Consider the following 13,675-nt stretch of genomic DNA (forward strand, 5'->3'; position numbering starts at 1 on the left):
TGTCGTCACGGAAAGCAAGAGCTCACGCCTGCCAGTCCGGTATGAACCATACGAAACACCGCATGTCGCACCATGACAACTACAGAGCGTAATATATTGTGACTGTTCCCTACACCCTCCAACAAGGAGTGCGCGTGAAAGCTCGCTTTGGCGTGAGGCGGGGAACGGCGCTCGTGGCCGCCCTGCTGGTCGCCGTCGTCGCCCTGATCCTTCCGGGATCGGCAGCCGCCCAGACGGACGACAACCGGGCCCACTCGGACCACTGGGGCGTGATCGCCCGCAACACGATCGGCTCTCCGGTCGCCGAACTCCGCAACGGCCCCTTCGGCCCGTTCGGCACGACGGGCACCGCCGCCAGGCCGCCGTACGGGCGGGGCAGCCTCGGCATCGAGGTGGCGAACAACTCCACCACGCTGGCCCCTCCCAGCGAGAAGGTCGACTTCGGCAACGAGGTGGACTTCTTCGGGAAGCAGGTGCTGGGGCTGCGCCGAGTCGGTTTCCACGTGTTCCAGACGGGCGAGAACGTCAGCTACGGCGGCGTGACGAACCTGCCGAACATCAGGATCGAGATCGACCCGAACGTGACGGGCACCGACGACTACTCCACGCTGGTGTGGGTGCCGGCCGCGTCCCCGGTCACGAACGGCTGGAGCCCCTTCCTCGACGCCACGAGGACGGGCTACTGGTACCTCACGGGCGGCGAGACCACCTGCACCCAGGCCGCCCAGTGCACCTTCGCCCAGCTGAAAGCCTCGTTCACCTCCGTCAACGCCAGGCCGACGGTCTACACGGTCGCCGTGGGCAAGGGCCGCGACTTCATGTGGATCGGCGCGGTCGACGGCCTCCGCCTCAACGACTACGTCTACGACTTCGAACGGGACGGCGTCAAAGTACTTCGAGCGAAGTAACGCAACCAACGCGAAGTAGCTCGGGGAAGCTCGGGGAAGCTCGGGGAAGCTCGGGGAAACGTACAGAAACATGAGCCGGATCGGGCCGGCCGACGACAGAAACGGCCGGCCCGCCTCGCCTCATGCCACAGGGGCCCACTGAGGCCAGAGGGCTGGAGGGCTAAGGGCTTGGACGGCTAAAGGGCTTCCCTGGAAGGCGTGACGGCCTCCCCCGCCTTACGCACGACCGGCAGAACGCTCCACGGGAAGTTGATCCAGTCGTCGGTCCGCTTCCACACGTACTCGCACTTCACGAGCGACTGCGACTTCTCGTAGACGACGGCGCTGCGCACCTCGGCGACGGCGTCCAGGCAGAAGTCGCGGACGAGCTTGAGCGTCTTGCCCGTGTCGGCGACGTCGTCGGTGATCAGGACCTTCTTGTCCGAGAAATCAATGACGTTGGGGACGGGCGCGAGCATGACGGGCATCTCGAGCGTGGTCCCCACCCCGGTGTAGAACTCGACGTTCACCAGGTGGATGTTCTTGCAGTCGAGGGCGTAGGCGAGCCCGCCGGCGACGAACACACCGCCGCGGGCGATGCTCAGCACGACGTCGGGTACATAGCCGTCGTCGGCGATGGTCTGCGCGAGCTCACGGACGGCGGTGCCGAACTGCTCGTAGGTCAGGTTCTCCCGCGCCACGTCCGCGCCGCTCACGCCATCGCCGCTCACGCCGTCGCCGCTCACACCTGGGACCGGTGGAAGTTGAGGAACGACCGGGAGGCCGTCGGCCCGCGCTGGCCCTGGTACCTGGACCCGTACCGCTCGCTGCCGTACGGGGACTCGGCCGGCGAGCTGAGCCGGAACATGCACAGCTGGCCGATCTTCATACCGGGCCAGAGCTTGATCGGCAGGGTGGCGAGGTTGGACAGTTCGAGCGTCACATGTCCGGAGAAGCCGGGGTCGATGAACCCGGCGGTGGAGTGGGTGACCAGCCCCAGCCGTCCGAGGGAGCTCTTGCCCTCCAGCCGCGAGGCGAGATCGTCGGGAAGCGAGATGACCTCGTAGGTACTCGCGAGCACGAACTCCCCCGGGTGGAGGATGAACGGCTCGTCGCCCTCGGGCTCCACGAGCCGCGTCAGGTCGGCCTGCTCGACGGAGGGGTCGATATGCGGGTACCGGTGGTTCTCGAACACCCGGAACATCCGGTCGAGCCGCACGTCGATGCTCGACGGCTGCACCATGGATTCGTCGTAGGGATCGATCCGCACTCGCCCGGCGTCGATCTCGGCCCGGATGTCCTTGTCTGAGAGAAGCACGTCCCGAGGATACGCAAAGCGCGCGGAGCGACCACCATCGGACGACTCCGCGCGCCAGGCCGACGGCGCCTCCAGCGCCTCCGGCTCCCTCTTGCCGCTACCGCTTCTCGAGAGTCACCGGTACGGCACTCCGCAACCGGGTACACCGAGGACACCGGACGAGTCGCCCGGGACCGAGCCGCTCGGCCTGCTGCATCGGGAACGAAGCGGTACTGAACACGTGCCCATCGGCACAACGGACGACGGTGCGCTCCATCAAGTCCTGAAGTCCCTTCCCCAAGAGCCCTGTCCGGCTGCTGACCGCCGGACCACCAAAGCCACATTACGGGACGAACGGGACGACCCTCCAGGCGGCACTCCGACCCCGCCCGACCCCACTTCCACCGCCCCACCGTACGCCCCAACTCCGGCCGCTCGCAGCCGGATCCCTCCCCAGAAACGCACACAGGACCCACGGCTTCATCGCCCGGGGCCCGGCATGGGGTAGAGTTACGGAGCGTTCCGACCCCGGTCCAGACCGGCGTCTTACGCGGGTGTAGTTTAATGGTAGAACATCAGCTTCCCAAGCTGAGAGCGCGAGTTCGATTCTCGTCACCCGCTCCACGAAGAAGGCCCAGGTCATCGACCCGGGCCTTTTTGCTGTGCGCTCTGATCACTCGCCGCGTGCCAGATTCGTGCCAGAACGTTGATCGTCCGGAGCGCCCGTCCTCGGTTCTGGCACGGCCGCAGCTTCCTGCACTTCCTGGCGTGCCTTACGGACCGTGGCGTCGAGGCCGGCTGCAACTTCCTGCCGTCGGTCGTCGTCGGAGTGCTGATCGATCAGCGCTACTGGTTCAAGCCCCCCTCGTCGCTTCGCTCCTCCGGGCGGGCGCACAGGGCATGAGGTCAGGACACGTCGTGGTTGGGGCGGTCGGCTCCACGGCATTTAGCCAGCCACCTTGTCGCGAGCCTCGAAGTCGACGGGGCTCCTTCGGTTCTCCTGTACTCCGAGTCGTGCTCCTCACGCTCCTTGGATGCTTCCGCGCGCCTGCCTCAACACTGGCACCACGGGAAGAACCTGGGAGTACACAACCAGGAGGATGAAGTGATCTACTCCCTCGCTACCACTGCCTGCAAATGCTTTGTCGGGGGTGTTGCCACGCGGGCTGGCTCTATCAGCTTCGACGCGGCCCAAAAGTTCGCCAAAGGGTGGCTCAAGAACCACCCTGAGGTGATCCGGAACCTCATCACCGCCGCCGCTGCTCTGGGCACTGCGCTCGTGACGTCAGTGACAGCTATCGCGGCATTCATCGCAGCCCACGCCCTGCTCATCGCTGGAGCAGTGGTCGTGATCGTGGCTGGCGTCGTCATCTTCAAGGTGATGACGGCAGAGGCCTGACACCAACCGACCGAACCGGCAGCCGCTGCCCCTCGCGGGCCGCGTAAGCGCGGGTAACAACACCGGCAGGGTGGCTGAGACCGGTGGTGGTACGGCGAGGCACACGCGCGCCCAATCGGCCGACGCACCCACCGTCGTGGCTGGCTGTCGTTGGTTGAGGCGCAGACAGGCCCCACATCGGATCCGGAGTGACGACCCGCGCCCACTGCTTAAGAGCATGAGAGGCGAACTAGTCAAGCCCACCCATAGCGGCTGACACCACCGCCTGACACCAACAGGCCGATCCGCCTCCTTGTGTCAGCTGTTATCGGGGAGGACCTGGTGGGACGCGGGTTCGGAGACGGGCGTAGTGTTTTTCCGCCCTGCCGGGAGCACAACTCGGCGCTTCGAGCGGGGTGTGCCGCCCGGTCCGCCTTGCGCGGGCACGGCTCCGGGGCTTGCCGCTCGTCCGGGCACCGGGCGTCCGCTGTCCGTCCGCCGCACCGCGCCTCGGCGGAGGTGAGGCAGGAAGGTGTAGAAGCGGTCGGGAAGGAACACGGCGTCCGCGACGATCATCGCGCCGGAGAAGAGAGGCAGCCCCATCAGCACGGCGATGCCGATGTGCATGCCCAGCAGCATGGCGAGGACGGGATATTTGAGCCTGCCGAAGAGCACGAACGGGAAGGCCACCTGCAAGAGCACAGTCAGATAGCCGGCGACGGCGACCACGAGCGTGTGCTCGTCCACGAAGTGGGAGAGGACGGGCCAGGGCCGGAAGAGTTCGAGGTTCAGGACGTAGTGCAGCGCGGTTCCGCCGCCCCACAAAGCGCCCTGGACCTTGTACAGGCCGGCTGAACCGTAGAGAAAACAGACCTGTGCCGCGATCAAGAACATGCCGCAGTTGTGCACCACCGTGATCAACGTGGTTCGGGCATCGCGGAGTTGCCATGCGAGGAAGCTCCTCGTCGAGGTCGGCGCGTTGCTCGCACGAACCGTCTTCAACCGGTCTCTGCGTGCGTCCAGGGACCAGCGCCGACCGCATGCCGTGAGGACGAGGTAGAGGGACATCAGCAAGATCAGGTTGTCGCCCCCGTCCGTCATGAAGATCGCCCGGCTGTGGAACGAGGTCACCATGACGGCGAAGAGTACCGACAGGACACGGGTACGCCAGCCCAGCAGGAACAGTGCGGCAGTAACCAGCGCCAGCACATAGCAGAGCTCGAAGTAGACACGGCTGTCGGACAGGACCAGAACGCTGAACCAGCCCGTCTGCTCGAAGAGTTGGTCTGCCAGGGCGCGCGTCCACGGAGATCCGGGACCCCAGATCTCGTCACGGTGCGGAAACTCGCGCAGCAGAAAGATCAGATAGAGCAGTCCGTAGCCCATGCGCAGCACAGACGCCGCGTACAGGGACAGCGGGCGGCCGGTCAGGAGATCCCACGCGGCGGTGATCCGGTCGGCGAGCCGCCGGCCGACGCCGGCGCACGCGGTCCTCTGCGCCTCATTTTCCATGGCGGGTCACCTTCCACCAGGGCAGGAGCCGGTTCTCGACCGGCGTCGGCGGGCGATTGCCTGCGGCGGGGCCGGGCACGGGGATGGGCAGCGTGACGACGCGGAGCTGAATGAAGTCGAAGGTGCCGCCCTTGCGTGTGGCAGCACGCTCCGCGGCGATGTTCCTCAGGTACTTCTGCATCATCAGGGCACGGTCAGTGTGCGCCTTGTCGTCTCCTCCGTGCGAGTCGACGTAGCCGGCCCAGGCGCGGCGCAACATGTTCTGTGCGGTGTGGCTCGGGAACGGATGATGCTCGACTGCTGAACGGTCGACGGCGGTCAGGTCGAACCAGGGGCTCACCTGAACCGATCCGTCGGAGCGGGTGTGCGCGGTTCTCGCCAGAATCTGCCGGTTGACGGATTCGGGGTCCGGGGCGAAGAGCCGCCAATTCTGTTCGAAGAAGGGGTACACCCAGGAACTGATCAGCGGGCTGTATCGCTTGGAGACCGTGTTGGCCGGTGCCACGTGGAGGAACACGAGAATCACGTGGACGAAACTCGCCGCCAGACAAATAGCGACGGCGGTGTACAGCCCTGCTTTCAGTGCACGAGTACCTCTCGGCAGCCCGGCGGGCGCGAGCACGGCGTCAGGACATTCCCGTGTGGCCGGACCGGAGTCGGACTGCTGGATTTCCCTCACGTCCGCTGAGTCGATTCCGCTCGACACCGGCTACCTGTCTTTCTCTGTCAACTGCTGGAGCCTGGCCTTCTTGCTGACTGTCGCCGACGGCGCGCGGCGGACTCGATGAGAATCCAGCCGCGCGCCGCCATCCGGTGGACGGACTGAGCGCAGTGCGCTGCCTAGCCCTCGTGGGCCTTGGAGTGGTCGTCGCCCTCGTAGCCCTGGGGCGCCCCGTCGTAGCCGTAGTTTTCGTCGGGCTGCTTGCCGTGGTCGTCCTGGCCGTGGTCTTCCCGGCCGTGGTCGGGCTTGCCGCCGTGGCCTTCCCGGCCGTGGTCGGGCTTGCCGTGTTCGTCCTGGCCGTGTTCGTCCTGGCCGTGGTCGGGCTTGCCGGGATGCATGTAGTCCTCGAGGTCCAGCTTGCCGCCGTGGTGCGGCTTACCGGGCTTGCCCTCGTGGTTCGGTCCGCCCGGCGCATGGTCGTGCCCACCGGCACCGTGACCACCAGTGGTGTTCCCGGCGGTGTTGCCAGCCGTGTTGCCGTTGTTCCCGGCGGTGTTGCCCGCGGTGTTCCCGGACGAGTTTCCGGCGGTGTTCCCGGACGTGTTGCCGGCGACGTTGCCCGAGGTGCCGCCGGTCCCGACGATCGGTCCGCCCAGGAGGCCGCCACTGACGAGACCGCCGCTGACGAGGCCGCCGCCGAGCAGCCCCCCGCTGGTGGTCGTTCCTGCGGTGGTTCCGGTCGTGGTGCCGGTGGTCGTCCCCGCCGTGGTGCCGGTGGTCGTTCCCGCAGTGGTTCCGGTGGTCGTCCCCGTCGTCGTTCCACCAGTGGTGGAGGTCGCGCACCCGCCGAGGAAGATCCGGTTGTTGTCGAGCGTCACGGAGCCGTTACGGGCCAGCGCCCGCCCCTCGATGTTCGTCCCCGTCGTGACGCTGATCGAGGTCAGAGCCATGATGGTGCCCACGAAGGTGGAAGTGGTGCCGAGGGTGGCGGAACTCCCGACCTGCCAGAACACGTTGCACGCCGAAGCCCCGTTCGTGAGGAGCACGCGGCTGGAGGACGCCGTCGTCAGAGCTTCGGGAATCTGGAACACCCAGACGGAGTTCGGGTTCCCCGCGGCGTCCAGGATCAGGTCACCGGTGAGTCCGACCCCGGAGACAGCGGTGTGGACGCCCGGAAGCAGCGTCTGTCCGTTGCCGATCGCCGACGCAAGTGCGAAGTCCGTGGCCTGGCCGGCCGCGTTGTCGTACGCCGTCACCAGGTCGGACTTGGCCTGAAGCGCGACAGCGTCCGCGGCGTGCACGGCACCGAGTACCTGGCCGGGCGGGAATCCCGTAATGGACGGATTCGGGTGGGTGCCAAGGTCGTGGCTGATCAGCGAGGGGCCGGTGTTGGTGACTCCCTGACCTGCCAGAACGGAGAAACTCGCGGCCGTGGCCAGCGGCACCGGCGTGGCGATGGCCAATGCCTGAGTCGGCGTCAAGGCGACCAGCACGGCGGCAATGGTCGCGGCGAGGGCGGAAGCCAGCACGCCGGACAAACTGCGGCGGTTATCCGCCTGAGGGATCTTCAGCTTCATCAAAAGGCCATTTTCTGTGGGGGCCGTGGCATGCCGGGCCCTACCGATCGCCCGGGAAGCCTTGTCGCTGTCGCCGCATATTACGCAGCAATATCCCTGCGCCGAAATAAACAGGGCAGGAGGAATTCGCCGCTCATTCAAACAGCGCACAGCGCTGTGTAAATAATGAGATTCGAAATTCCTACTATCGTCAGGTTCTCAAGTGGGCCGCGCCCCGGGAGACCGAAATCCCCACGCCACGGGGTCCGACGGCTGGAGAAGCAGCTGGTCCGACGGCCGACCGAACCAGACGAGGTCTGAGAGACGAGACTCCGCGAAGTAGTGCCAGATGCTCGAAATGTTCACCAGGCATAGCATGAGACTGGGTCGGCACACTCTCACGTGCGACCGGCCCGGAAGGGCGACCCCGGTGTGTATACGCCGGGGTCGTTGGAACACGGCGGACGCGGCCACCAAGAACAGGGCTGGTCCGTCCGGAGCGCCGCGACTCACGACGCCAGGGCCCCGTCGGGACGCGGGAACGGCGCCCCGAACCTGGCCCGCTCGTCGGTCGGTGGGCCCGTGCCCCAATGACCCGAGCCTCCTGGTGACCCGACCTTGAAGCAGGCAGCGATGACGGACGGTGGACGCAAGCCGGACCGGATCGGGGTGGACCGGTCGGAGGGGTTTGGGGAGCGACTGCTGGGGGTGCTCCTCGACCGGGCCCACGAGATGCCGCCGGAGTTGATCGCCCCCCTCGTCGCGGAAGAGGTGGCCAGGGTCGGAGGGCGGGAGGTCTCCATCCTCCTGCAGGACTACGAACAGGTGCTGCTGGTTCCGCTGCCAGGCCGGAGACTGAGGGTCGGAGGCCCCGAGCCGGTCGAGGACTCCCCCGCCGGCGAGGCGTTCCTGAGCCGCAGAACGGTGGAGGTTCCGGAGGGCGACAGCGTGCGGATGTACCTGCCGCTGCTGGACGGCAGCGACCAGATCGGGGCGATGGCCGTCACTCTGGACAGCGTCGACGACGATGACCGGCGGTTGCTGCGCAGACTTGCCGGTCTGGTCGCGGACATGATCGTCACCAAGGACGCCTACACCGACCAGTTCTTCCAGGCTCGCCGCAGTTCCCCGATGAGTGTGGCCGCGGAGATCCAGTGGTCGTTGCTGCCCCCGCTGACGATGACCGTTCCGCAGGTCGAGGTGGCCGGGATCCTGGAACCCGCCTACGACGTGGCCGGCGACAGCTTCGACTACGCCCTCAACGGCGACATCCTGCATATGGCCATGCTCGACGCGATGGGGCACGGGCTGGACGCGGCGACCATGGCGACAGTGGCCGTCGGCGCCTATCGCCACACGCGACGGGCCCATACGGACCTGTCCCAGGTGTACGCGTTCATGGACAGGGCCATCAACGAGCAGTTCGGTCATGACCACTTCGTCACCGCTCAGATAATGATCCTGGACATCACCTCAGGCCGGCTTCAGTGGGTCAACGCCGGCCACCCGGCTCCGTTCCTGATCCGCGACCGCGCTGTGGTGGACCGCCTGGAGAGCCCGACCACGTTGCCGGTCGGCTTCGGCGGCGAGGAGCCGGTGATCAGCGAGCGGACGCTGCTACCCGGGGACCGGCTGCTGTGTTTCACCGACGGCCTGATCGAGGAACACCAGGCCGGCGGGGCACAGTTCGGGGAGGAGCAACTCATCGAGTGGACCAACCGCATCCTCCGCGAGCGCCCTCAGATTCGGGCGGTGGTACGAGCGCTCTCCCACACCCTGAAGCAGGCACGCGGCGGCACCACGACCGACGACGCGACCATCTTCCTCGTCGAGTGGCGAGGCGGCGACGCCGATCACCTCGCCACCCTCGATTGAGCCCACCGCCGATGCACCGGTTCGGCTCCCGCGGCCGCCGCTCAGGAATGTATTGCCGCGTCGGTGTACGTCTCGGCGGTGTCCTTGATGAAATCCCGGCTGCTGTCCGGGGTGAGGGCCCGGGCCTGAAGATGGTCGTACATGACGCCGTAGTGCCGCACGTCGGACGGCTTCTCCAGGTAGAGGTCGCTGGTGAACCGTTCCAGGTACACCAACCCCGCCTCGGGACCGTCGGCGAACCGCAGGATGGAGAACTGTCCTGACAGGCCCGGGTGAGCGCCCGCCGTGTACGGAAGGACCTGCACCGTGATGTGCGGTTCGGCGCTGAGCGCGTGCAGGTGCTCCAGTTGTTCACGCATGACATCCGGGCTGCCGACGACGCGGCGCAGAGCCGATTCGTCGAGGACGGTCCACAGGCGCAACGGGCAGGCCGGGTCGTAGATCCGGTGCTGACGGCGCAGCCGCACCTTGAGGCGCGCGGCTGCCCGTTCGGCAGTGAGCCGAGGGATCGTTTCTCCGATAACGGCCTGGGCGTAGGCGGGGCTCTGCAGCAGATCGGGCACCACCAGGGGCGCGTAAGTGTGCAAGGACGCAGCGTCTGTCTCCAGGCCGATGTAGACGCTGTCGGAGAGATCACCGTAGGCGTGCCACCAGCCCTGCTGGCCGGATTCCCTGGCCATCTCCGTCAGAGAATCGATGACCTGCTGGTCCGTCACTCCGTAGATCGCGCAGAGGTCGCGCACGTCACGGGGGCTGATGGCGCGGTTACCGTTCTCCAAATGGCTGATCTTGGGCTGAGAGACCATGAGCAGCTCAGCCACTTCGGTGCTCTTCAGCCCACTGGCGATGCGGAGCCGGCGAAACTCGGCCCCGAGACGGCGTCTCCTGACAGTGGGGTTGGTCTTCGCCGCCACGCGCGGTGTACCTCCGGGTCCAAATGGCTGTGTCAGCACGCAGGTTGCCATGGCACGGGGGTTGTCGATCACACGCAATGCCGCCGTGAGGACCGGCAGCCGAAACGGACTCTTACCTTGGCAATTGCCGTGGAGCGGGGATGACGGTGATGGCGGTCGCGCCGCATCACACGGCGTCAGGGAGGGCGTGCCGAGACTTCGGGACGAAGAGGTCATCATGCATGTCTCGCCGTACCGTTCTCGCCGTCGCGGCCGGCCCGGGGTACACGATGCTTGGGGTATGGCCCCTGGACCAAGCGCTGCTCCATCGATGACCACTCACCTAAGTGCGGTGATCGACGGACCACCAGAGTTTTCACGTGGGAGGAAGGCGCGCGCATCGAGGTCCGCAACCTGGGCGGCGAGATCGTCATTGAGGCCAACGCCGCCGGGTTGAAGACCCTGGCCGGCCACCTCCCACCCTCGCGCAGGACGGCACACCGGACGGTGCTCATCTCCACTTGGAGGAGAACAACGGGCTCGAAGAAGGCTCCGTAGGGCTGGCCTTGGAGCCGTGCGATGACGAATGACTCGTGCCAAGCGCGTGCCAGATCGTGCGGGGAACCACGGGGAACAGCGGGGAACCAAACGACCGTCTACCGGGGCGGGACGCGCACCAGCCGGCCCCGTTCGAAGTGCCAGGGACCGCCACCACGGGGGGGAGGCGTGCGTCCGCCGCTGTGAGAGGGGGTGCGCGGCCGGCGCTGGCAGGTCACCTCGTGGCCATCGACGAAGCCCGGCCGTCGGTTAGGTCCCGGACGAAATCTCCGAGCCGCCCCCAGACAGGCCGGGGATGCAGCCATCCCTGTGGAGCTGGAACCCCCGGAAGCCGACCGCGCGCTTGAGACCATAGACGCAGGCACTGACAACGGGCCTGTCTGAGCACGAAGGACCAGACGCGCCGAGAGCGCAGGCGGTACGTACAGGTCGGGCGCGGGCGCGGGCGCTGGCGCGGGCGTGATCGGTGATCGGTGATCGGTGATCCACATGGGGGTCGGCCGGCCGCGTGAAGGCGGGCGCACTGCTGTGTGACGTCAGAGAGGTGCCCACCAACTGGCCTTCACGGCAGATGTGTTGCTGTGTCACGGCTGTGCCACGGCGGTGTCCGGAAGGGAAGACGGGCGTGACCTGAAGGCTCTGGGAGACCTCATAGTGATCACAGAGCGGGAAGCGGTGAAAAGCCGCCGGCTGCCTGCTGCCTCCGCCCCCGGAAGGAACCTCCCGTGAAGAACCGCCACCTGCGCAAGGCCGTCCTCACCACCGCCGCGATCACCGCCGGACTGCTGATGACGGCATGCCAGAACGGCACCGCCGACAGCTCGTCCGGCAAGAGCGCGGCGGACACGGCGAGCCCGGTGGCGGCCGCGGGGAAGGCGTCGGGCGCCAAGAGCACCAAGGGCGTCAGCGGCTCGTTCAAGAAGGGCAAGGTCACCTACCTCGCCCCGGGCAAGTACATCGTGTCCGTGTCGGGCAAGGACGACCAGCAGTTCTGGGTCGCCGACGACACCGAGGTCTACGGCGTCGGCACGATATGCGGCGATGCGGGCTCCAAGGTGGACGCGCCGTGCACGCTCGACCAGCTGGAGTCGGCCCTCAAGAAGGGTGCCGTGAACGCCGACGTGGAGATGAAGGACGGCGTCGCGACCCTGGTGACCGAGCGCCGCGCCGCACAGCAGGACTCCACGTCCGACTCGGCCTCCGACTCCGACTCCGACGGTGGTTCCGACTCTCGAGAGACCGTGGTCGAGGGCGTCGACGAGGGCAAGGGCGTCAACGGAACCTGGTTCGGCAACGTCTCCTACCTGGCGCCGGGGAAGTACACCGTCTCCGACATGAAGGGCACCGAGCAGCAGTTCCTCGTCGCCGATGACACCAAGATCATGGGCTATGACGACATCTGCGATGCCGTGAACACCGGGCCGGGCGGCGAGGGCGGCGTCGAGTGCACCGAGGCCCAACTGGAGACGGCTGCCAAGAAGGGCTTCTCCGCCGAGGTCAAGATCAGCAACGGCATCGCGACCACCATCACCGACGACCACTGATCACCTGATCACCTGATCACCGCTTCCCGAGCCGAGAGCACGAGTTCGGTTCTCGTCACCCGCTCCATGAAGAAGGCCCAGGTCATCGACCTGGGCCTTTCCGCTGTGCTCTGCGATCACTCGTCGCGTGCCGGATGTGCGCCGGAACGGTGATCGTCGGCTGGACCCGCCGCACGGGCTCTAGCCCGCTCCTTCCCCGAGGGGCGCAGAGAAGCGGACGGAGGGGGCGGCGCGTCCCTCGTCGGACGGGGACGCCGTGGCGCCGGCCGAGGGGGTGGTGGTCGAGGGGGCGCCGGCCGAGGGGGTGGTGGTCGAGGGGGTGGCTGTCGGCGCTGTGCCGGTCGTCACCGTGATGCTGTCGTTGAGGCGGATCCGGGCGTAGAACCACTGCGCGTCCTCGACGCCGAGGCCGATCACGCCGCCTCTCACGTCGTAGCCCCCGGAAGCCTTGATGGCCGAGGGGAAGGTGCCGACGTAGAGCGGGCCGTCCTCCCCGCGGCGCAGCTCGACCGCATACGCGACGTTCACCACGGTGGAGCCTTTGAAGGGCACGTCGGCGGCCAGTGCTATCCGTACCGGCTTCGCGACCACCGTCATCGAGGTCGTGCTCGTGGACGCGGGCTGGAGGTCGAAGGTCGAGCGGATCGGCATCACGCGACCGCCGAACGTGAGGTCGCGCCCCGACAGGTCGAGCGTGCCGGAGACGGGTGCCGGGGTGGCCGCCGACGGCGGGACGGCACCCGGAGGTGTCACGGCGGAGGCGCGGCGTCCGGCCGGGTGGTCCGGGTCGTCGCCGAGGTGCAGGGTCAGGGCGAAGCCCAGCAGCGCGAGGGCCGCGGTCCCCGCACCCAGGGTCGCGGCGGCACGGCGGCGGCGCCTGCGGCGCATCGCCCGGGCACGGGTCGCGGGGCCGCCGACGATCGGAGCGGTCGCTCGGGCGGCGGCCAACTCGCTCAGCGCGGCGGAAAGTTCATCGGACACGGCGGCTCTCCTTCCTGCCCTGCCCGTCGGCCCCGCCGACGCGCCCATCGGCCTCGTCTCCCGCAAGACGCTTCGCCAGCTCCGCCCGCCCCCTGTACAGCCTCGCCTTGACCGTCCCCACGGGCGCGCCGGTCTCGGAGGCTACCTGCTCCACACTCAGGTCGCACAAATGGTGCAGCACGATCGCCATCCGCTGAGCCGGGGGCAGTTCGCGCAGGGCGGCCACGAGCGCGGTGTGCTCAGGGCCCGGCCCCGGGGTGGAGTCGGGCGGCGGAGTGCGCCGTACGATTTCCAGCCAGCGTCTCGCGCGCCGCCAGCGGCTCACCGCCAGCCGCATGGCCACCGTGCGGATCCACGCCTCGGGAGCGTTGTCCGACAGGAACTGCTGTCGCCGGTCCCAGGCCCTCACGAACGCTTCCTGAACGACGTCCTGGGCCTCGCCGTGGTCTCCGGTGAAGGCGTAGAGCTGTCCGGTCAGTCGGGGGAACGCGGTCGCGTAGAAGGCGTCGAACTCGTCCTCGGTCATGCCCCCA

12 protein-coding genes and 1 tRNA gene are annotated in these 13,675 nt (G+C 67.5%); 5 read left to right on the plus strand and 8 right to left on the minus strand.

Annotated features, from left to right (window positions below; all coding sequences use genetic code 11):
* Window positions 1-134: 134 nt before the first annotated feature.
* Entirely contained in the window at window positions 135-908 is a 774-nt protein-coding gene (locus ACIRPU_RS13420) for a hypothetical protein (protein WP_403865861.1), read from the plus strand.
* 176 nt (window positions 909-1,084) lie between these two features.
* On the opposite strand, the gene ACIRPU_RS13425 is transcribed toward ACIRPU_RS13420, so the two are convergent.
* Both ACIRPU_RS13425 and dcd read right to left on the minus strand, forming a co-directional pair.
* Entirely contained in the window at window positions 1,085-1,618 is a 534-nt protein-coding gene (locus tag ACIRPU_RS13425; protein WP_385563510.1) for a phosphoribosyltransferase, read from the minus strand.
* An 11-nt stretch (window positions 1,619-1,629) separates the two neighbouring features.
* The gene (gene dcd, locus ACIRPU_RS13430) at window positions 1,630-2,205 is read right to left on the minus strand and encodes a dCTP deaminase (protein ID WP_355702535.1); all 576 of its coding nucleotides are present in this window, start codon (window positions 2,203-2,205) and stop codon (window positions 1,630-1,632) included.
* A 529-nt stretch (window positions 2,206-2,734) separates the two neighbouring features.
* Here dcd and ACIRPU_RS13435 point away from each other — a divergent pair.
* Both ACIRPU_RS13435 and ACIRPU_RS13440 read left to right on the plus strand, forming a co-directional pair.
* Window positions 2,735-2,808 (plus strand) — tRNA-Gly (locus tag ACIRPU_RS13435).
* A 481-nt stretch (window positions 2,809-3,289) separates the two neighbouring features.
* Window positions 3,290-3,583, plus strand: a complete 294-nt coding sequence (locus tag ACIRPU_RS13440; RefSeq protein WP_403865863.1) for a hypothetical protein — start codon at window positions 3,290-3,292, stop codon at window positions 3,581-3,583.
* Between the two features lie 297 nt (window positions 3,584-3,880).
* On the opposite strand, the gene ACIRPU_RS13445 is transcribed toward ACIRPU_RS13440, so the two are convergent.
* From ACIRPU_RS13445 to ACIRPU_RS13455, 3 genes are all read right to left on the minus strand, one after another.
* Window positions 3,881-5,074 (minus strand): HTTM domain-containing protein, encoded by a 1,194-nt coding sequence (locus ACIRPU_RS13445; protein ID WP_403865866.1) that lies wholly within the window; start codon window positions 5,072-5,074, stop codon window positions 3,881-3,883.
* Complete coding sequence (locus ACIRPU_RS13450) at window positions 5,064-5,696, minus strand: DUF5819 family protein (protein WP_403865869.1); 633 nt, start codon at window positions 5,694-5,696, stop codon at window positions 5,064-5,066. Before ACIRPU_RS13450 ends, ACIRPU_RS13445 begins: the two co-directional genes overlap by 11 nt.
* A 218-nt stretch (window positions 5,697-5,914) precedes the next feature.
* Entirely contained in the window at window positions 5,915-7,312 is a 1,398-nt protein-coding gene (locus ACIRPU_RS13455) for an ice-binding family protein (RefSeq protein WP_403865872.1), read from the minus strand.
* 612 nt (window positions 7,313-7,924) lie between these two features.
* Here ACIRPU_RS13455 and ACIRPU_RS13460 point away from each other — a divergent pair.
* On the plus strand, window positions 7,925-9,166 hold the full coding sequence (locus ACIRPU_RS13460) for a PP2C family protein-serine/threonine phosphatase (protein ID WP_403865875.1): 1,242 nt from the start codon (window positions 7,925-7,927) through the stop codon (window positions 9,164-9,166).
* A gap of 41 nt (window positions 9,167-9,207) precedes the next feature.
* Here ACIRPU_RS13460 and ACIRPU_RS13465 read toward each other — a convergent pair whose 3' ends face one another.
* Complete coding sequence (locus tag ACIRPU_RS13465) at window positions 9,208-10,080, minus strand: helix-turn-helix domain-containing protein (RefSeq protein WP_403865878.1); 873 nt, start codon at window positions 10,078-10,080, stop codon at window positions 9,208-9,210.
* Window positions 10,081-11,342: 1,262 nt separating this feature from the next.
* Here ACIRPU_RS13465 and ACIRPU_RS13470 point away from each other — a divergent pair.
* Window positions 11,343-12,161, plus strand: a complete 819-nt coding sequence (locus ACIRPU_RS13470) for a hypothetical protein (protein ID WP_403865881.1) — start codon at window positions 11,343-11,345, stop codon at window positions 12,159-12,161.
* Between the two features lie 180 nt (window positions 12,162-12,341).
* On the opposite strand, the gene ACIRPU_RS13475 is transcribed toward ACIRPU_RS13470, so the two are convergent.
* On the minus strand, window positions 12,342-13,142 hold the full coding sequence (locus ACIRPU_RS13475; RefSeq protein ID WP_403865884.1) for a hypothetical protein: 801 nt from the start codon (window positions 13,140-13,142) through the stop codon (window positions 12,342-12,344).
* Window positions 13,132-13,668: a SigE family RNA polymerase sigma factor gene (locus ACIRPU_RS13480; RefSeq protein WP_403865887.1), complete on the minus strand. Its 537-nt coding sequence runs from the start codon at window positions 13,666-13,668 to the stop codon at window positions 13,132-13,134. Before ACIRPU_RS13480 ends, ACIRPU_RS13475 begins: the two co-directional genes overlap by 11 nt.
* Window positions 13,669-13,675 lie beyond the last annotated feature (7 nt).

Origin of the sequence: Streptomyces sp. NPDC102259 (assembly GCF_044766465.1) — a bacterium.
Taxonomy (GTDB): Bacteria; Actinomycetota; Actinomycetes; order Streptomycetales; family Streptomycetaceae; genus Streptomyces.

Coding starts and splice junctions, on each gene's coding strand:
- ACIRPU_RS13445 (WP_403865866.1), bottom strand. CDS start 5,074: ATGGAAAATGAGGCGCAGAGGACCGCGTGCGCCGGCGTCGGCCGGCGG.
- ACIRPU_RS13455 (WP_403865872.1), bottom strand. CDS start 7,312: ATGAAGCTGAAGATCCCTCAGGCGGATAACCGCCGCAGTTTGTCCGGC.
- ACIRPU_RS13460 (WP_403865875.1), top strand. CDS start 7,925: ATGACGGACGGTGGACGCAAGCCGGACCGGATCGGGGTGGACCGGTCG.
- ACIRPU_RS13480 (WP_403865887.1), bottom strand. CDS start 13,668: ATGACCGAGGACGAGTTCGACGCCTTCTACGCGACCGCGTTCCCCCGA.